Origin of the sequence: Clostridium sp. SM-530-WT-3G (genome assembly GCF_012843905.1) — a bacterium.
Classification (GTDB): domain Bacteria; phylum Bacillota; class Clostridia; order Clostridiales; family Clostridiaceae; genus Clostridium.
Genome location: NZ_JABAGC010000001.1, coordinates 128,736 through 147,192 on the forward strand (window position 1 = coordinate 128,736; position 18,457 = coordinate 147,192).

Annotated in this window: 18 protein-coding genes; 6 read left to right on the forward strand and 12 right to left on the reverse strand. The window is 27.2% G+C overall.

Annotated elements, in window-relative coordinates; translation table 11 throughout:
• Positions 1-67: 67 nt before the first annotated feature.
• The 4 genes from HF850_RS00635 (at position 68) to miaB (ending at position 4,258) form a co-directional block, all read left to right on the forward strand.
• Positions 68-949: a GNAT family N-acetyltransferase gene (locus HF850_RS00635; RefSeq protein WP_169103540.1), complete on the forward strand. Its 882-nt coding sequence runs from the start codon at positions 68-70 to the stop codon at positions 947-949.
• A gap of 76 nt (positions 950-1,025) precedes the next feature.
• A complete protein-coding gene (locus HF850_RS00640; RefSeq protein ID WP_169103541.1) occupies positions 1,026-1,223 on the forward strand; it encodes a hypothetical protein in 198 nt (65 codons plus the stop codon).
• 823 nt (positions 1,224-2,046) lie between these two features.
• Positions 2,047-2,700, forward strand: coding sequence for a DUF3862 domain-containing protein (locus HF850_RS00645; protein WP_169103542.1), 654 nt, complete (start codon positions 2,047-2,049; stop codon positions 2,698-2,700).
• A gap of 214 nt (positions 2,701-2,914) precedes the next feature.
• Positions 2,915-4,258: a tRNA (N6-isopentenyl adenosine(37)-C2)-methylthiotransferase MiaB gene (gene miaB, locus HF850_RS00650; protein WP_169103543.1), complete on the forward strand. Its 1,344-nt coding sequence runs from the start codon at positions 2,915-2,917 to the stop codon at positions 4,256-4,258.
• Between the two features lie 374 nt (positions 4,259-4,632).
• On the opposite strand, the gene ybaK is transcribed toward miaB, so the two are convergent.
• Positions 4,633-5,118: a Cys-tRNA(Pro) deacylase gene (ybaK, locus tag HF850_RS00655; protein WP_169103544.1), complete on the reverse strand. Its 486-nt coding sequence runs from the start codon at positions 5,116-5,118 to the stop codon at positions 4,633-4,635.
• A gap of 1,093 nt (positions 5,119-6,211) precedes the next feature.
• On the opposite strand from ybaK, the gene HF850_RS00660 reads away from it, so the two are divergent.
• A complete protein-coding gene (locus HF850_RS00660; protein WP_169103610.1) occupies positions 6,212-7,201 on the forward strand; it encodes a tyrosine recombinase XerC in 990 nt (329 codons plus the stop codon).
• A 172-nt stretch (positions 7,202-7,373) separates the two neighbouring features.
• Here the strand turns inward: HF850_RS00660 and HF850_RS00665 are convergent, their stop codons facing one another.
• The 3 genes from HF850_RS00665 to HF850_RS00675 form a co-directional block, all read right to left on the reverse strand.
• Positions 7,374-7,931, reverse strand: a complete 558-nt coding sequence (locus HF850_RS00665) for a lipoprotein (RefSeq protein WP_169103545.1) — start codon at positions 7,929-7,931, stop codon at positions 7,374-7,376.
• A 147-nt stretch (positions 7,932-8,078) separates the two neighbouring features.
• Positions 8,079-8,522, reverse strand: coding sequence for a hypothetical protein (locus tag HF850_RS00670; protein WP_169103546.1), 444 nt, complete (start codon positions 8,520-8,522; stop codon positions 8,079-8,081).
• 123 nt (positions 8,523-8,645) lie between these two features.
• Positions 8,646-9,296, reverse strand: coding sequence for a deoxynucleoside kinase (locus tag HF850_RS00675; protein WP_169103547.1), 651 nt, complete (start codon positions 9,294-9,296; stop codon positions 8,646-8,648).
• 355 nt (positions 9,297-9,651) lie between these two features.
• Between HF850_RS00675 and lexA the strand changes: the two genes are divergently transcribed.
• A complete protein-coding gene (lexA, locus tag HF850_RS00680; protein ID WP_169103548.1) occupies positions 9,652-10,257 on the forward strand; it encodes a transcriptional repressor LexA in 606 nt (201 codons plus the stop codon).
• 199 nt (positions 10,258-10,456) lie between these two features.
• Here the strand turns inward: lexA and HF850_RS00685 are convergent, their stop codons facing one another.
• The 8 genes from HF850_RS00685 to HF850_RS00715 form a co-directional block, all read right to left on the reverse strand.
• Positions 10,457-11,749, reverse strand: a complete 1,293-nt coding sequence (locus tag HF850_RS00685) for a methionine gamma-lyase family protein (protein ID WP_169103549.1) — start codon at positions 11,747-11,749, stop codon at positions 10,457-10,459.
• Between the two features lie 117 nt (positions 11,750-11,866).
• Positions 11,867-12,121, reverse strand: a complete 255-nt coding sequence (gene hfq, locus HF850_RS00690) for an RNA chaperone Hfq (RefSeq protein ID WP_169103550.1) — start codon at positions 12,119-12,121, stop codon at positions 11,867-11,869.
• 74 nt (positions 12,122-12,195) lie between these two features.
• Positions 12,196-13,122 carry a tRNA (adenosine(37)-N6)-dimethylallyltransferase MiaA gene (miaA, locus tag HF850_RS00695; protein WP_169103551.1) on the reverse strand — a complete coding sequence of 309 codons (927 nt, stop codon included), beginning with the start codon at positions 13,120-13,122 and terminating at the stop codon, positions 12,196-12,198.
• A 96-nt stretch (positions 13,123-13,218) separates the two neighbouring features.
• Complete coding sequence (gene mutL, locus HF850_RS00700; RefSeq protein WP_169103552.1) at positions 13,219-15,375, reverse strand: DNA mismatch repair endonuclease MutL; 2,157 nt, start codon at positions 15,373-15,375, stop codon at positions 13,219-13,221.
• Between the two features lie 88 nt (positions 15,376-15,463).
• Positions 15,464-15,595 carry a hypothetical protein gene (locus HF850_RS15945; RefSeq protein ID WP_279285819.1) on the reverse strand — a complete coding sequence of 44 codons (132 nt, stop codon included), beginning with the start codon at positions 15,593-15,595 and terminating at the stop codon, positions 15,464-15,466.
• Positions 15,596-15,784: 189 nt separating this feature from the next.
• Complete coding sequence (locus tag HF850_RS00705; protein WP_169103553.1) at positions 15,785-17,053, reverse strand: dicarboxylate/amino acid:cation symporter; 1,269 nt, start codon at positions 17,051-17,053, stop codon at positions 15,785-15,787.
• Between the two features lie 20 nt (positions 17,054-17,073).
• Positions 17,074-17,880, reverse strand: coding sequence for a sugar nucleotide-binding protein (locus tag HF850_RS00710; RefSeq protein WP_169103554.1), 807 nt, complete (start codon positions 17,878-17,880; stop codon positions 17,074-17,076).
• 134 nt (positions 17,881-18,014) lie between these two features.
• Complete coding sequence (locus HF850_RS00715) at positions 18,015-18,455, reverse strand: GNAT family N-acetyltransferase (RefSeq protein ID WP_169103555.1); 441 nt, start codon at positions 18,453-18,455, stop codon at positions 18,015-18,017.
• Between the last annotated feature and the right edge of the window lie 2 nt (positions 18,456-18,457).

The window sequence follows — 18,457 nt, forward strand, 5'->3', positions numbered from 1 at the left end:
ATTATTTGACTATATTTTCCACCAGAATTATAATTTAAGTAAATAATAAAATTAAGAGGAAAGAGTTATGATAAGTATAGAAAAGCTTTCAATGTTTAACATAGATAAATTTAGAATACTTTATGAAACTATAGAAGACTCGTATTTATGCGATAAAGGTTTTTTTGATATTTATGATAAGGAATCATTTTTAGTAAAATTCATAATAAGAAAGCAAGTAAAGTTATTTAAATCAAATGATAATTATGTAGGCTATTTGTGGCACGAATGTCCTGATGATAGCAGTAAGTGTTGTACTATTTATGGGATAAGCTTTAAAGATGATTTTATAGAACATATAACCTCTAATTTTTTAGATCATTTATCATTTAAAGCATTAAGGTTTGAGATTGTCCAGAATGCAAAAAATAAGCTTATAATGAACAGATTAGGATTTAATATTCAATTTAAAAGTATTATTATGAGTCTTGATTTATTAGAGCATTCTAAATTGCCTGAATTTAAACTTCCTGACAATCTTAAAATCAAACATTTTATTAAAAATAAAGATGAAGGATTAAGGTGTGATATTCAGAATAGAATATTTGGAGAAAAGAGTCGTGTACCATTAACAGTAAGTGATATTTATCAGGAAGAAAATGAGGAATATTTCATTGAAGATTTTAGTGTGTTTTTAAAGAATTCTAATGATGAAATTTTAGGTTATGGTCAAATAATACTTTCAAAGAATCAGTATACAATTGTGAATTTCGGTATACTAGAACAATATAGAATGAGAGGTTATGGAGAAATACTTTTAAAGTACCTTATCAATTTATGTAGGCTCAATTCTATATATCAGATTTTTATAAGAGTTGAAGAGGCGAACATCAAAGCTATTAATTTATATACTAAAGTTGGATTTGTTAAATGTAACTCATGTATCTCATGGGTTAAGTTGTTTAAATAAAACTGAAAGATAAGAGGTTGACAGATATAATATTTCAAATAAAATATTATTAGAAATATAAAGTGAGGTACATGATGTGGAAAGAGCAAGAATAGATGACGTAAGAGAAAACATAAAACACTTAACTAAAAAACAGCAGGAAAATGTTATGCTTATAGCAAAAACACATGGTGTAACTAAACGCTTCTTAGAAATTATAGACAAGAAAGATGATGATGAATCGGTTATAGATATGATTCAGCTTTATATAGATGAAATGAAGCAAAAAAAGTAATGAGAAAACTTTATAATATAATAATGTAGCAACAAACTATTAACTGAATATTATATATTATACAAATGAATCACATATAATTAGGTTGACTTATATATTTTTTATATTAAAAACAATATCTATTTTTAGGTATTGTTTTTTAATTAATTTGCCCACACAATACAATCACATCTTCTGAAAAATTTCCTAAAGCATTATATATTTTTGCATATAAATAGGAATTTAAAATTCTAGAATTCCACTTCTAATTATTAAAATTATCATTATTCAAAAATATAATAGATATTTATTAAGGTTTTATGTATAAATTTATTTTTATGTAACACACTAAACAAATGAGATAATAATATAAATTTTAATAGCATGGTGATGTACAATGAAAGAAAACAAATCGAAGCCACAAAATTATATGTTAAGACAAATATTCTGGAGTATTATAGTTGTTATTGCATTTATAAAGTCTATTGAAGGGCAAAATCATATTTCTAAAAGAAAATACCACAAGAAAAAAAGACATGGCCATAATAAAATTATATGTATATGTAAGTGATTTATAGCTGCTTAATAAATTAAATTTATAATACTATCATATAACTAAGTGTAGTTTTCATAATAATATTTTAAGTTTAAATGTAAATAAGTTTATAAATATAAAACTTTTTTTAAAAAAGTATTCAAAATTACCAAGCCTTAATTATAGTATACTAAACTTTTATCAAAAAAATAATTATAACCTATAGAATTATAATTTATAAACTTGAATAAAATTAACTGTAGGTAGGAATAATTAATAACAGGTTATTTGAATTGAGGTGATGATAATTTGACAGAAGATAAGCAAACTTATAAGAGAGTATTACTAATCTTTGTAGCTATTTTATCTATATATGGAGCATATTCAAGTGGTAATAAATATAATGATTATTTTTATAATAAAGAGAGCTTAAAGCAACTGAATAGTAGTGAATGTGTTACAGCAGATAATTTATCATTTGATAATTCTGATAGTGATATTAAAAATATTGATAACATTGATAGTAGAATATCCTATGATAATTTTTTGAAATTAAAAATGGGAATGTCTTATGATGAAGTGAAAAATATATTGGGGGATGGTAAAGAAATACCACCAAGTGAAGCGCATGGTAAAAAAACAACAATATATGAATATAACGGTGAAGGTATAAGTAATATAACAATTACTTTGCAAGATGATTGTGTCATATCTAAAACACAATTAAATTTAAAGCATAGTGATGGTAAAGAGTTATCTTTAAATGACTACAATAAGATAAATAGCGGAATGTCTTATGACAAAGTCAAAGATTTAATAGGAGATGGAGAACTTACAACAGAATCATCTGTTGCAAATTCTATAATAGATGTATACAGTTATATTAATAAAGATGGTTCTAGTGCTAATTTTACGTTTGATAATGGCAGTCTAAGAATGAAATCTCAGTACAGTCTGAAATAAAGAGTCAATTTAGTTATGGCTCTTTTTTATATGGATTTAGAATTTTAATAAACAAAGGATTATTCATTATTTTTTGATATTTATAGTAGTCGTATATTATTTCTCTGTAAAATATATGTAAAAAGTTTTATGGCATATATAAGACTTTAATTAATATAAATTATTTGTTATAATACATAAGAAACTGTATATATTGCACGGAGGAGATAAATTAATGAGTTCTGATAATAAAGAATTAAAATATTACATAGAAACTTGGGGTTGCCAAATGAATGAAGAGGATTCAGAAAAAATTTCTGGAATGCTTAAAACTCAAGGATATACACAAACAGATGATAGGGAAGAGGCTTCTATAATTATATTTAACACTTGTTGTGTTAGAGAAAATGCAGAAAATAAGGTATTCGGTAACTTAGGTATAATTAAACATCAAAAAGAAAAGAATCCTGATTTAATAATAGCTATATGTGGATGCATGATGCAACAAAAAGGAATGGCTGATGAAGTATTAAACAAATTCCCATTTGTTGATATTATATTTGGTACTCACAATGCTTACAAATTCCCAGAATACTTAAACAGAGTAAAAACTGAAGGAGTTCAAATAAAAGAAATATTTGATAAAGAAACAGATATAGTTGAAGGTGTTCCAGTAGATAGAAAGAGTAATGTTAAAGCATTTGTTACTATCATGTATGGATGCAACAACTTCTGTACATACTGCGTAGTTCCTTACGTAAGAGGAAGAGAAAGAAGCAGAAAGCCTGAAGATATCATAAAAGAAATAGAAGGATTAGTTGCTCAAGGTTATAAAGAAGTTACTTTACTTGGTCAAAACGTAAACTCATATGGTAAAGGCTTAGAAGAAGAAATTACATTTGCAGATCTTTTAAGAAAGATTAATGAAATCGAAGGATTAGAAAGAGTTAGATTCATGACTTCTCACCCTAAAGATTTAACAATGGATGTAATTTATGCAATTAGAGATTGTGATAAGTTATGTGAACAAATACATTTACCAGTACAATGTGGTAGTGATAGAATATTAAACATAATGAACAGACATTATACTAGAGATTACTACTTAAATCTTGCTAAAGAAATAAGAAAAGAAATCCCAGATGTAACTTTCTCTACAGATTTAATAGTAGGATTCCCAGGAGAAACTGAAGAAGACTTCCAAGATACTTTAGACTTAGTTAAACAAGTACAATATGATGCAGCATTTACTTTCATATATTCAAGAAGAAACAATACACCTGCTGATAAAATGGAAGATCAAATTTCAGATGAAATCAAACATGATAGATTCAACAGATTAGTTGAAGTAGTAAATGAAAGCATAATTGCAGGTAATAAAGCTATGGAAGGTAAAGTTGTTGAAGTTTTAGTAGAAGGTGTAAGCAAAAACGATGAAAGCAAGTTAACAGGAAGAACTAGAAATGCAAAACTTGTAAACTTCCCAGGATGCAAAGAATTGATAGGAAAATTAGTTAACGTTAAAATAGTTAAAGCTAATTCATTCTCATTAGTTGGAGAAATTGTAGAAAATAATTAATTATTATCATAATCTGATAAAACATAATAATGAAGAGGAAATTGGATTTAAATAATTCGATTTCTTCTTTTTTGTTTATAAATTTAATACTAGCATAATTATGAAGAATTTTTATCGGATGAAATATATAAAGTTATAAATAAAAGGTTTGTGATAAAACTTATCCATGATGGTACAGCTATGGCTTCTGCATTTAATAATTATGATAATTCTGTATGTATTTCTCTAGGTACACGTTTTGGAGTTGGCTTCCCTGTAAAAACAAAATAACTATAGACTAATATATCTAAATATATTGATAGCAAAAAAGCTTTCCCTGATTGTTTTTGGGAAAGCTAGAACTATAAATCCAATAAAATAATTAAATCAATTAATTATTTTATTATATCTACAAATTCACATTCTATTACTTTAGGTAAATCATTAGGGTTCATTTCTATTTGTGAACCTATTTTACCGCCACTAAATACTATTGTAGGATAAGTTGTTGCAGTATTATGTATAAATGTTTTAAATACTTTTTTCATTCCTAAAGGAGAGCAGCCGCCTCTTATATATCCAGTGATTTTATTTATATCTTTAACATGTATCATTTCTATATTTTTTTCACCTGCAGCTTTTGCGGCTTTTTTCATATCGAGTTCTTCTGCAACAGGTACTACAAACACGTAATTCTCTTTTGAATGTCCAACAGTAACTAATGTTTTAAATACGCTTTCTTCATCTTTTCCTATTTTATGAGCCACAGCAATGCCATCTATTTTACCATCTTCATTTTTATAGCTATGAGTAGTGTATTCAACTTTATTTCTGTCAAGCAGCCTCATAGCATTTGTTTTAGTTTCTTTTACTTTAGCCATAATTAGATCCTCCTGCATACATTTATAATGTATAAAAAATTATTACATGATATATTCTATCATAATTTTAAATTTATATCATAGATGTTTAGGTAATAATTGTATCAAATAAACACCCTTCCATTTTTTAGGATACCTCCCTCTGTTTTTTTATAAAATAGTGCAAGGGGAGTGCTATATTTTTTGTAAATATATTTTTATTAATAAAAATTATTATTTTTTATTTTGGTTTTATTATATATATTAATATGTATATAATGTATATGAAAATATGGTGATATAAAGTATTAGTATATAGATAATATGATAAATAAAAAATAATATAAAATATAAAAATTTTAAAATATAGTTTTTATAACTTTATTATGTAGAAAAGCAAAAAAATAAAATTAAAATTTCAAAAAATATAAAAAGTATATATTTAAGTATATGGTTATTTTGAATTTTGTTTTTCTGTCAAAATCCAAGTTTTTAAAGATAAAAAACGAATAATTATTTATAAAATTTATACTAAGAGATATAGAAACGATGTAAATAGGATTATGTTTTAATAGTAATTTTTGTTGCTGGTCATGTATAAATATTATCTTTAAATATCAAAAAATCCATAATAATTCAGAATAAATAATAACTTTATACATAAAAATGTATAAAAATAAATTTTGATCTATAAAACTAATGGACTGAAATTGTGATTATAATCAATAAAATTTGCATTTGATTTTAAATATTTATTCAAAATGAATGATTAAATATAATTTTATTCTTTTTGAAAGGTTATATAAAATGCAAAATCGAGGTCCAGAATTTATTTAAAATAATAAAAGCAGTAAGAAGTATATAAAAAATAATTATGTTATAACAAAAATATAAAGTTATAAATTGGGAACTAAAAAATCAAATCCACTTCTTTTTGTTTTTAAAATATTATTTCGTTAAATGTATATTTAACGAAATAATTGCAATGAAATTAACTTTTTGATATAATAGAACTAAAGCAAGTGTTTAAGCCACTTTAGAGTACTTTTACAATATAGATATGATGTTTAAGACATTATTTCTTGAAATAAACGAAATGAATAAGGTGAAGAAAATGAAATATGATATTAAAGTATTGCACAATGATGATCTTCCAGAATGTATGGCTGATTTTATAAATTATTTAGAAACAATTAAGAGTAAATCTGAAAATACAATTTATGCTTACAAAATTGACTTGATGTTATTTTTTAGATTTCTTTTAATATACAGAGGAAAAGTTGATCAGGATAAAGTTGATTTTGATGAAATAAAGATTAATGATATTGATGATGATTTTTTAAGAAGCATTAAATTAAGAGATTTATATGCATTCTTATCATTTACAGAAAAATTCAGAGACAATGGATCTCATGCAAGAGCTAGAAAAGTTGCTACATTAAAATCTTTCTTCAAATTCTTGCATGGAAAAGCTAAGATTATAAACGAAAATCCAACATTGGAGCTCGAATCTCCAAAAATCAATAAGCGTCATCCAATTTATTTAACCTTAAATCAAAGTATTCATCTACTTGAATCTTTAAATAAAGAAGATAAAAATTATGCACGTGATTACTGTATACTGACTTTATTTTTAAACTGCGGAATGCGATTGTCTGAATTATGTGGTATCCAAATTGATAAAATTAGAGATGATACTTTGACTATCATAGGAAAAGGTAATAAAGAAAGAACAGTTTATTTAAATGAAGCATGCTTAAAGGCTATAAAAAATTATATGGCTGTGCGTGATAATTCTAAAGCTTCAGAAGAAAGTAAAAAATACTTGTTTCTTTCTACAAGACATCTTCCAATAAATAAGCGTACTGTTGAAATTATGATTAAAAAACATATAACCAATGCTGGATTTACTGACGAAAAATATACCCCTCATAAATTAAGACATACTGCTGCAACTTTAATGTACAAGTATGGGAATGTTGATATAAGAAGTTTGCAGAGCATTTTAGGGCATGAAAATGTATCAACGACTCAAATTTATACTCACGTTGATGATGATGATCTTAGAGAAGCTGTTAAATCAAATCCTCTATCTAAATTATAATCACTCTCCTGCTTTTTAAGAAGTTTTTATAATTAATTAAATATAATTACAAGGACGAAATACGATAAAATACTCTTATTTCGCCTTTGTATTTGATTTGATGCCGAATAAATATATATTTATTCGGTATTGTTATGTAAAATATATCATGAAGTAAATTTAAAGCTTTAAATTATAATATTGGTGACCCATAAAGTGTTCCGAATCTATCAACATATGTTGGATTATTTCCTTCATACACTATTAAACTGTTACCTTTTCTATAATAATATGGTTTTGTATTATATACTGCATTATTATTTATAGTAGTTCCGTCTGCTGAAATGGTTGCTATGTCAGCATCTAAATCTGCAGCATTATCATATTCATAAATACGTACCACATCATTATCTAAAGTGTAATTTGTTTCTTTACCTTTAAAGTAATTTTTAGCTTCGCCCGTATAATCTCCAACTTCATAACCTGCATTTACAATATCATCTTTAAAGTTGGTAGCAGAATATTTTATTTTATCTCCGACACCTTCTACTCCATCCTTGACAGCCTCGGCTCCATTTCTAACCATGTTTCCCGCTTCTTCTTTGCTTTCACTAAGTTTTTGTGTTGCAGTATTTCCGTTATCTGTAGCATTGTTAGCGTTATTTTTAGTAGATTCGCCGCAGCCTGATAATAATAAACCTACTCCTAAAAGTGCAGTACAAGTTAATGCTAAAATAGATTTACGTTTCATATATATCACCCTTTCTAATAAATTTAAGCTTCAAAATTAGTTTATCTATATTACTAAAAACTATTCATAAACTATAATTTTATTTTTGTAGGATATTTGTATATTAAAAAACAGCATGATATTATATCACACTGCTTTTTATTTGAATTATATTTCTTTTTTAATAAATCTTCTAACGCCAGGATATACTTCTTCGGTCATTTCTTCGAAATCAATATCGTTAAGAGCAGCTATTTCATCTATATATTCCATATGATCAAAAGCATCTTCATACTCTTCATCTATATCCTCTTCTAAACCACCATTAAAGTCATCTGAATTATTTAATGAAGACCCAAACTTTTTGTAGATTTCATCTAAATCCATGTTTTCTTCTTCTATTTCTTCTAATTCAGCTTCATCAAGGGATGCTTTTAGGTCTTCTAAAAATTCCTCTTCAAGAACAGAATTTTCTTCTTGAGTTTTAGCAATATCCTCTATTCTAATTGCTTTTGTATCAATTCCTTCTAATTCAAGGCATTTACCACAATTATCGCAAATTTTATTTTCATATATGTCACAGTAATCATCATCTGTGTATTTATAACCCATTTAATGCACCTCAATTCTATTAAAATAAAGTTATCTTTATATATTAACAGATTAGTTTGTTTTAGTCAAATAAAGCATATAAAAATTTTATTCTTTAGCATTTTATAAATTATTATAATGACATTAGCCTCTTATTTCATTTAACTTTTCTTCAACCATTTTAATAACTTTATCTGCATCTTTTTTGTTGTTTACATAATCATATTGATCTATGTCTATTATTAAAACTTCAGAAGCATCATAATGTTTTTCTACCCATTCATCATATCCGCTCCAAAGTATTTTATAATAATCAACTAAACTTTCATCTAGTTCATATCCTCTTCCTCTATCTCTTATTCTTTTAAGAATAGTTTCAAAGCTTCCTCTAAGGTAAATCATTAAATCAGGCGCCTTTTTAGGAAGTTCATCTAATTCCTCAAGCATGTTTTCTAATAAACCTTCATACATACTAAATTCTAAATCTGATATTCTGCCTAAATCCCTATTTACTTTTGCAAAATACCAATCTTCATATATACTTCTATCTAAAATATTATTTTTATGAGTAAGTGCGGCTTTAATACTTTTAAATCTTGTATTTAAAAACCAAAGTTGAAGTAAAAAAGGATATCTCTGCTTTTGTATCTCTTCTTCACTTGCTGTATAAAATAACGGAAGTATAGGATTGTCATCTACACTTTCATAAAATACTTCTGTATTAAAATGTTCCCCAAGCAGCTTTGCTAAACTAGTTTTACCTGCACCGATCATAGCTCCTATAGTAATCACCATTTTCACCTTATCCTTTCGTATTTCATAAACAAAATATTTGTTTATTAATCACATAGTTCTTATAATTAATATTTTTAAAAACCTGAATAAGTATATCATTTAATTTTATCTAAGTAAATGACCATTTTTCTGTTAAAAATATTCATAACAATAATATATTTATTAAATTTACTATATTCTTATTTTATAATAACACTTAAGAAATAAATTGCTTATAGTATTGCATGTAATTGTGTTAATATGCTAAAAATCTATAATTATACAGAAATATTGGGAAACACAAATGATAGAACATAGGTTTGCTATAGCTTATTTTATATGATATAATTATGCTATGAATAGAGAGGTGTGTGTGATGGCAGAGAGAAAAGATAAACAATTAGAAATATATGAATTTTTAAAATCTTATACAGAAAGTAAAGGTTATCCTCCATCAGTTAGAGAGATATGTGAAGCTGTATCATTAAGATCAACTTCAACTGTGCATGGCCATCTAAAAAGACTAGAAAAGAAAGGTCTTATAAAAAGAGATCCATCAAAGCCAAGAGCACTTGAAATAGCAGAATTTTCAACTCCAAAAACTGAAATGATTAATATACCTATAGTTGGTAAGATTACAGCAGGGTTACCAATACTAGCAACGGAAAATGTTGAAGACACTTTCTCCCTACCACTTAATTTTATTAAGCACGATAAAGAACTATTTATGCTTAGAGTTTCTGGGGAAAGTATGATAAAAGTAGGCATTAATGATAATGATTTAGCTATAATTGAAAGCTGTAATGATGCAGCAAATGGAGAAATAGTTGTAGCATTAATTGATGATAGTGCTACTATAAAGACATTCTATAAGGAAAAAGACCATATAAGACTTCAACCTGAAAATGATACTATGAGCCCTATTATAGTTGACAATTGTTTGATTTTAGGAAAGCTTGTTGGTATATACAGAGCGTATTAAAAACATAGTATTATTTCAACAAACTTATGAAATATAAAAATAATTGATTATAATAAACAACAAAAGCACTCAATTTTTATTACAATATTGTGTGCTTTTTATATATTTATCTGACTTATTCTAAATAATTTAGATAAATATATAAAAAGAAGGATAAACTTTAAGCTTACCCTACTCTTTTATCCATACTTTTAACAAATTAATTATTATGAACTTCTAATACTTTACTTAATCCTATAAGTACACCAATCTTACCGTGGTCAAAGTTTAATCCACCTTGCATATAAGCTATATATGGTTCTCTTACTGGACCATCTGCTGATAATTCTATTGTAGAACCTGATATAAATGCTCCTGCTGCCATAACTATTTCACTATCATATCCTGGCATAGCCCATGGCTCACATACTGCAAATGCATCTATTGGAGATCCAGCTTGTATTCCACTACAGAAATTAACTAATTTCTTTGGATCACCAAATTCTATAGCTTGAATTATATCTGTTCTCTTATCAGTTGATTTAGGAAATACTTTAAAACCTGCTATCTCCATTACTCTAGCTGTGAATATAGCTGTTTTAACTGCTTCCATTGTAACATGAGGAGCACTAAATAATCCTTGATAGAAGCTTCTCATAAGGCCATAAGTAGCTCCGTATTCTCCGCCTACACCTGGCACAGTCATTCTGCTTGCAGCTGCATCAACATATTCTTGTTTACCTACTATGTAACCGCCACCTGGTGCTATTCCTCCACCTATGTTCTTCATAAGTGAACCAGCCATAATATCTGCTCCAAATTCTGTTGGTTCTATTGTTTCAACAAATTCACCGTAACAATTATCAACAAATATTATTACGTCTTTTCTTACTTCTCTTATATGTTCAATAACTTCTGCTATTTGAGATACTAAGAATGATTTTCTTGAAGCATATCCTGTACTTCTTTGTATATGTATAAGCTTTATGCTTTCGTCCTTTAAAGCTTCTTTAATAAGATCAAATTGGAATTTACCTTCTTTATCTAATTCTACTACTTCAGTTGTAATTCCATATTGATCTAATGAACCTGGATTTTTCTTTTTAGATAAACCTAAAACACCAAGTAAAGTATCATAAGGCATACCAGATACACATAATATCTTATCTCCCGGTCTTACATTGCCAGCTATAGCACATCCTATTGCATGAGTACCACTAACAATATGAGGTCTTACTAGTGCAGCTTCAGTTTTAAATATTCTTGCATATACTCTATCAAGAGCATCACGTCCTAAATCATCTAAACCATATCCAGTTGTATTTGTAAAGTGTGAATCACTTATTCTTTCTTCTTGGAATGCATTTAAGACTTTTAATTGATTGAATTCTCTTATCATGTCGTATTCTTTGAATTGTTCTGCTATATCATCAATGGCCTGTCTATATATCTCAAAAGTCTTGTCGCTAATATTATAGTTTTTCTTTAAAAATTCTTCTGTCTTTTTTAACATGTTTCTTTGCTTCTCCTTCATGTAATTACTTTTTATATACAATTTAAAAGTTTTAGTTTTAAAACTCTAACTATTAAATACGGTAACTATTCCAAAAAATAAATAGGCAACGGATGCCTATTTATTTTTGTTTTCATATTCATCATCTGTAAATAAGATTGGTTTACTTGGTGTTATTGTAGATATAGAATGCTTATATATCATCATTTGCTTGTTATCACAATCTAATATTACAGTAAAATTATCAAATCCTTTTACTAACCCTTTTAATTGAAAACCATTCATCAAATGTATTGTTAATGGTACTTTAGACTTTCTTGCATTATTTAAAAAAATATCTTGAAGATTATTAGTTGATTTATTATTGACCAAAACTATACACCTCCACAGTGAAATTCTAATTTTATTATAACTCTACTTTATATTTATGTCATCAAGAAGTTTAATTATACCTCAAGCTCAGTTAGTATTTTATTTATTATTTCATCATCACTCAATATATCTTTATCTAAGAAAATACATCTTTTATCACGTCTGAACCAAGTAAGCTGTCTTTTAGCATAATTTCTAGAACCTTGTTTAATCATGTTTACAGCCTCTTCTAAAGAGATTTTATTCTCAAGATAATATAATATTTCTTTATATCCTATCCCTTGCATTGACTGCATATCTGAAGTATACCCTAAATTTTTAAGCTTTATGCACTCATCTAAAAGACCGTTTTCCATCATTAGGTCTACTCTTTTATTAATACGATTATAAAGCTTTTCTCTATCCATATTAAGCACATAATAATGGACATCATAATCGCTTTTATAAAAATCCTCTCCAGCGTTATATGAACTAAAAGGTTTTCCAGTAAGTTTATATACTTCCAGTGCTCTTATTACTCTTTTTCTGTTATTAAAATGAATCTCCTTATAACTTATAGGGTCAATATCTTTTAACATATCATGTATGTATTCATTTCCCTTTTCATCTGCAAGTTTTTCTAGTTCAAGTCTATATTCTTCATCTTTTTCTGCTTCTGTAAAAGTCATATTACATGTAAGTGAGTTAATATATAAACCTGTACCTCCAGCTATAATTGGAAATTTACCTCTGCTGATTATGTCTTTTAATGCTTTATCTCCATGTTCTTTAAAATCTGCTACTGAAAATGGTACATCTGGTTCTATTACATCAATTAAATGATGTTTAATGCCTCTCATTTCCTCTTTTGTAACTTTTGCAGAACCAATATCCATGTATTTATATATTTGCATAGAATCAGCTGATATTATTTCTCCATTTAGTTTTTCTGCAAGTCTTATAGAAAGTTCTGTCTTTCCTACTGCTGTAGGCCCTCCAAGAACTAAAAGTTTTTGTTTCATAGTAAACCTCCAATTTGTAGTCGTTCTTATATATAAAAACACATTAAGAATAATATTGTCTACTATATATAAGATTATTTAGTTTATTATTAATTTTTAAACGATTCTCTTAAATTTCTTATCTATATCTGTACTAGTAAACTTAACTATTACTGGTCTTCCATGAGGACAATGAAATGGATCATCTATATATCTCAAATCCTCTACAAGCTTAACCATTTCCTTCATATCTAACTCATCATTACCTTTAATAGCTGCCTTACATGCCTTAGTTGCTATAGCATTATGTTTAACTTCTATAGTTTTACCATTACCTAGATTCTTTAAATTATCTAATATTTCTAGGAATAGTCTTTTAGGATTTAATTTACCTAAGAAATATGGAACTTCTTTTAGTGCTAATGTAGTACCACCAAATTCCTCTAAAGTAAATCCTGCTTCTTTAAACACTTCTTTGTTTTCTTCAAAATAAGAGTAATCGTCCATTGTAAGATCCAATACACTTGGTACCATAAGTGGTTGAACTATAATATCTCCATTTTCTATCTCTTTTAAATATTTTTCAAAGTATATTTTTTCATGAGCAGCATGCTGGTCTATCATATAAAGAGTGCCATCATATTCACCTAATATATAGGTCTTATTATACTGTCCTATTATAGTAATGGGTGGAAATTTTGCAGTTCTTTTTTCCTGTGGTGTTATATTGTTGTCTATAGAAGCTTCATTTGCAACAGATATATTTTGAGATACTGTATCTTCAGTATCATCTACATGATTAGATTCCTTATATGATAAATTACCGTATGTTAAGGAATCCTTGTTATCTTCATTATTAAATTTCATATTCATATTAGACGCAAAATAATCATTATCATTTAATTGTTTATCAATACTAGATGAATATTCTTCATATTCATTGTTTTCCTGAATTACTTCTTTAGTTTCAAAATTACTACTATAATTAGTTTCTTCTTTGTGAGATTTTAAATCAACAGGTAAAATAACTTCTTTCTTTGTATCATTTTTGTTATCTGATACCATTAAATCATTATTTTTATAATTATCATAAGTTGTTCTTGAACTTACACTATTATATGAATCAATTGAAGAGGAATTTGTAGAAGAGGTACTTGCTTTATAAGCATTATTAGCTAATTTAACTTTTTCCTCTTCCTCTTTGATTTTAAATGTTATTTCTTCAAATGATGGAGCAGGTTTTACTTCTGTTTTTTCCTCTTCTTCTATAGCAAAATTATCAAATACTTCATCCCTTAAAGATTTATGAACTGCACCAAATATCTTTTTAAAAATACTTCTTTCATCATTAAATTTCACTTCTGCCTTTGTTGGATGTATGTTTACATCTACATATTCAGGATATATTTCAATGAATAGAATAAAGAAAGGGAATTTATTTACTGTAGAAAATGATTTAAACGCCTGCTCAACAGCAACAGCTAAACTTCTATTCTTTATATATCTCTTATTTACAAATATGCTCTGATTATTTCTTGATCCTCTAGCTATTTCTTCCTTACCTACATATCCATAAACAGTAACAAGGTCATCACTTTCTTCAAAATATAATATATTATCACTTATATTCTTGCCATAAATCATTCTAATAGTATCTTTTATATCTCCATTTCCAAAAGTATGTATAACCTTTTTAGAATTATTAAACAGTTTAAAGCTTATATTAGGATTTGCTAAAGCAATTCTTGTAATTATATCATTTATAAGTGAAGCTTCCTTAGAAGTTGATTTTAAGAATTTCTTTCTAGCTGGAACATTGAAAAATAAATCACGTACTTCGATTATAGTTCCATTATTTATACCACATTGTGTTACTTCTGAGAACTTTCCTCCTTCAATGCTTATCTCATAACCAAACTCATCATCTTTAATCTTAGATTTTAAATTGACCTTGGCTACTGAAGCTATTGAAGGAAGAGCTTCACCTCTAAACCCAAGAGTATGTATATTGTATATATCCTCTGATTCTTTTATTTTACTTGTAGCATGTGGTAAGAATGCTTTTTTTATATCATCCTTATATATTCCATCACCATCATCTACAATACGTATAAGAGATGTGCCACCATCTTCTATTTCTATTAAAATACTTTTTGCATTTGCATCTATAGAATTTTCAACTAATTCTTTAACCACAGACGAAGGTCTTTCAACCACTTCACCAGCAGCAATCTTATTAGCTGTATCTTCATTTAAAATATTAATTCTTTTCATTTATATATATTCCTCCTAAGTGAGAGTCCAAATCTTGCATTTCGTTTCTCGAACTTACACCTCTAAACGTATGTGAAGAGGTGTTTCCTTATAACGCTAACTGTTTTTCATAAAATATCGTTGCCATTTGTGGCAATGATATTATTATAATACAATCAAAGCTTTTATTAAATACAGTATGACTACTACTTTTACCAGTACTATAATCAAAGTTTATCATATTAATTGTTTTTATATAATTTCGTTGCCATTTGTGGCAACGGTATGAATTTTATAACCTTTAGTAATACATGTAAGTAAAAAAGTAACCTTTTAATATTATAAAAATATGTAGTTTCATGTACTAAAATAAAGGACTTACCACTGAATAATGATAAGTCCTTAAAGTTATTATAAAGTTAATGTTTTACTATTCAGCATTAAATACTTCCATATTTAAAGCATTATCCTGTTGAGCAACAATTGTTGTACATACTGCATCTCCAGTTATATTTACCGCTGTCCTTGTCATATCCAATATTCTATCAATACCCATTATTAGTCCAATACCTTCAACTGGTAAGTTAACAGAAGCAAATACCATAGATAAGGTTATAAGTCCAACACTAGGAACTCCTGCTGTACCAATTGAAGCAAGTGTTGCTGTTGCAATAACAGTTATATAATCTGTAGGTGTTAAGTTGATACCAAATGCTTGAGCTACAAATACAACTGCTACTCCCTGCATAATAGCAGTACCATCCATATTTACAGTTGCCCCAAGAGGTATAGTAAATGATGATATCTTCTTAGATACACCCATTTTAGTTTTTAATGTTTCTATAGACATTGGAATAGTAGCATTTGATGTTGCTGTTGAAAATGCAAATCCCATAACAGGTAAGAATTTTTTAATAAATTTAATTGGATTAAGCTTAGTAAATAATTTAAGTAATACAAGATATACTCCAAAGCATTGTAATCCAAGAGCTATGAATACACCAAGCATGTATTTGATTAATGGTAAGAATGCACTAAATCCTATTCCCGAGAATGTCTTTGCTATTAAGCAGAAAACACCAATAGGTGCAAGCTTCATAACAAGCATAGTCATTTCCATCATTATTCTATTTGCTTCATTAAAGAATTTCTCAATTATAGGAGTTTCACCAGATATTTTTGCAAGTATTATACCAATTATTAAAGAAAATAATATTATTTGAAGCATATTACCTTGAGCTAGTGAATTAATTGGATTCTTAGGTACTATGTCAAGTATTACATCTGCAAAACTTTTAGATTCTGGAACTGTTGTCTGAGCAGATTGAAGAGATGATACATCTAATCCAATACCAGGATTTATAAGATTACCTACAGTTAATGCTACTGTTATAGCAAGTGCTGTAGTGAAAAGATAAAAACACATTGTTTTAACCCCAACTTTTCCAAGTCTCTTAGTATCGCCAATAGACATGCTTCCACATACTAATGAGCAGAAAACAAGAGGTACAACTAGCATTTGCATTGCTCTTAAGAAACCATTACCTATAATATAAAATACCCCGTTTACAAAAAACGATTTTATTGATCCATCTGGAACTAAATAGTGCAAAATCACACCTGCTAATGCCCCTAAAAGCAGTGCAATAAATATTAGGGTTGTTAAACCTATTTTTTTCTTTGTATTAACTTGTTCCATACATATTCCCCCTTATTTTATTACTTATTCTTAATGCTATTTAACATATCTTCTTCCCATGTAGGAAATTCATAAAGATTTGATACTCTTAACATAAAATCATCTAGCTGAATATTTTTAATTTCACTTTTTTCACTTTTTTCATTTTTTTCGTTAAAATTAATTTTTTCAGGAGTATATTCTTCTAATTTACTGATAAATTCTAGACGAGTGCAGTAACCTCTGCTATGTGCATGATATACTCCATATTCTGGTGTGTTCATAAGCATTACAATAAATTTTGCAAGTTCAGAAGTGCTTGTAGGACAGATTTTTCTGCTTGAGTCATAATTATTATCGATATAATTATGTTGTTTGTCATATACATACCCAGTACGTACTATAAAATATTTTTGACTTAAATCCCTTACAAATTTTTCACCCTCTAATTTTGATTTTCCATATACACTTGTTGCATTTGGTTCATCAAATTCTGTATAAGGTGTATCACTTTCAAGTCCAAATACATTATCAGTAGATAAGTGAATAAATCTAGCACCTATTTTCCTTGAGCATATAGCTAAATTTCTTGCGACTATAGCATTGATCTTATATGCTTTTTCAGGATTCTTTTTGCATTCATCAATATCATTAAAATCATAGCAATTAATAATGGCATCCGGCTGATTTAAATAACAAAATGCTAAAGCTTCATCAATAACATTTACATCAACATCTTCAATACTTGTACTTAAAGTATTAATGAACTTTTGATCAAGAGATATTAGAATTGCCTGTCCTAATTTAGTTTCTGGACCTACAAGCCATACTTTGTGAATTTTCCTCATGATTATTCCCCCTAATATTATTTTTAATGTATATATGGATGCATAATACACAAGTGCACTTTTCATCCATAATTTTAATATTTTAACTATATTATACAATTAAAGTGTGTATTTTTAAACTCTTTATTGTAAGACTAGCAATACATAATCATATTTTGAAGCATTAACCCACTTTTATCAGATATGTAAGGTTCTCCTTCTTCAACAAAGCCTGCTTTTTTATAAAAATTTATAGTACTAATTCTTGCATTTAAATATAGCTGAGTAAACTTTTCTTTTTTTGCTTTTTCTATATGCTTGTTTAGCATTTTATGTCCAATCTTAAGATTTTCATATTCAGGAATAACAAATACATTAGTTATTTTTCCTTTTCCATCAATGTTAGTAAGTCTTGAGTACCCCACAATCTTATTTTTATCAAGAGCAACTAAATGATAGCTTATATTATCAAGAGAATCATATATATACTTGTTAATTTTATGATATGGTTCAAATAATATCTTATATCTTAAAAGTGCAACTTGCTTAAACAGTTTATCTTTAACACCTATATATTTTATTGTTATATCTTTCATGA

What these genes read in the sequence shown, in the direction of transcription:
- HF850_RS00635 (WP_169103540.1), top strand. Translation starts at nt 68, where the DNA reads ATGATAAGTATAGAAAAGCTTTCAATGTTTAACATAGATAAATTTAGA.
- miaB (WP_169103543.1), top strand. Translation starts at nt 2,915, where the DNA reads ATGAGTTCTGATAATAAAGAATTAAAATATTACATAGAAACTTGGGGT.
- ybaK (WP_169103544.1), bottom strand. Translation starts at nt 5,118, where the DNA reads ATGGCTAAAGTAAAAGAAACTAAAACAAATGCTATGAGGCTGCTTGAC.
- HF850_RS00660 (WP_169103610.1), top strand. Translation starts at nt 6,212, where the DNA reads ATGAAATATGATATTAAAGTATTGCACAATGATGATCTTCCAGAATGT.
- HF850_RS00665 (WP_169103545.1), bottom strand. Translation starts at nt 7,931, where the DNA reads ATGAAACGTAAATCTATTTTAGCATTAACTTGTACTGCACTTTTAGGA.
- HF850_RS00670 (WP_169103546.1), bottom strand. Translation starts at nt 8,522, where the DNA reads ATGGGTTATAAATACACAGATGATGATTACTGTGACATATATGAAAAT.
- HF850_RS00675 (WP_169103547.1), bottom strand. Translation starts at nt 9,296, where the DNA reads ATGGTGATTACTATAGGAGCTATGATCGGTGCAGGTAAAACTAGTTTA.
- lexA (WP_169103548.1), top strand. Translation starts at nt 9,652, where the DNA reads ATGGCAGAGAGAAAAGATAAACAATTAGAAATATATGAATTTTTAAAA.
- HF850_RS00685 (WP_169103549.1), bottom strand. Translation starts at nt 11,749, where the DNA reads ATGTTAAAAAAGACAGAAGAATTTTTAAAGAAAAACTATAATATTAGC.
- miaA (WP_169103551.1), bottom strand. Translation starts at nt 13,122, where the DNA reads ATGAAACAAAAACTTTTAGTTCTTGGAGGGCCTACAGCAGTAGGAAAG.
- mutL (WP_169103552.1), bottom strand. Translation starts at nt 15,375, where the DNA reads ATGAAAAGAATTAATATTTTAAATGAAGATACAGCTAATAAGATTGCT.
- HF850_RS15945 (WP_279285819.1), bottom strand. Translation starts at nt 15,595, where the DNA reads ATGATAAACTTTGATTATAGTACTGGTAAAAGTAGTAGTCATACTGTA.
- HF850_RS00705 (WP_169103553.1), bottom strand. Translation starts at nt 17,053, where the DNA reads ATGGAACAAGTTAATACAAAGAAAAAAATAGGTTTAACAACCCTAATA.
- HF850_RS00710 (WP_169103554.1), bottom strand. Translation starts at nt 17,880, where the DNA reads ATGAGGAAAATTCACAAAGTATGGCTTGTAGGTCCAGAAACTAAATTA.
- HF850_RS00715 (WP_169103555.1), bottom strand. Translation starts at nt 18,455, where the DNA reads ATGAAAGATATAACAATAAAATATATAGGTGTTAAAGATAAACTGTTT.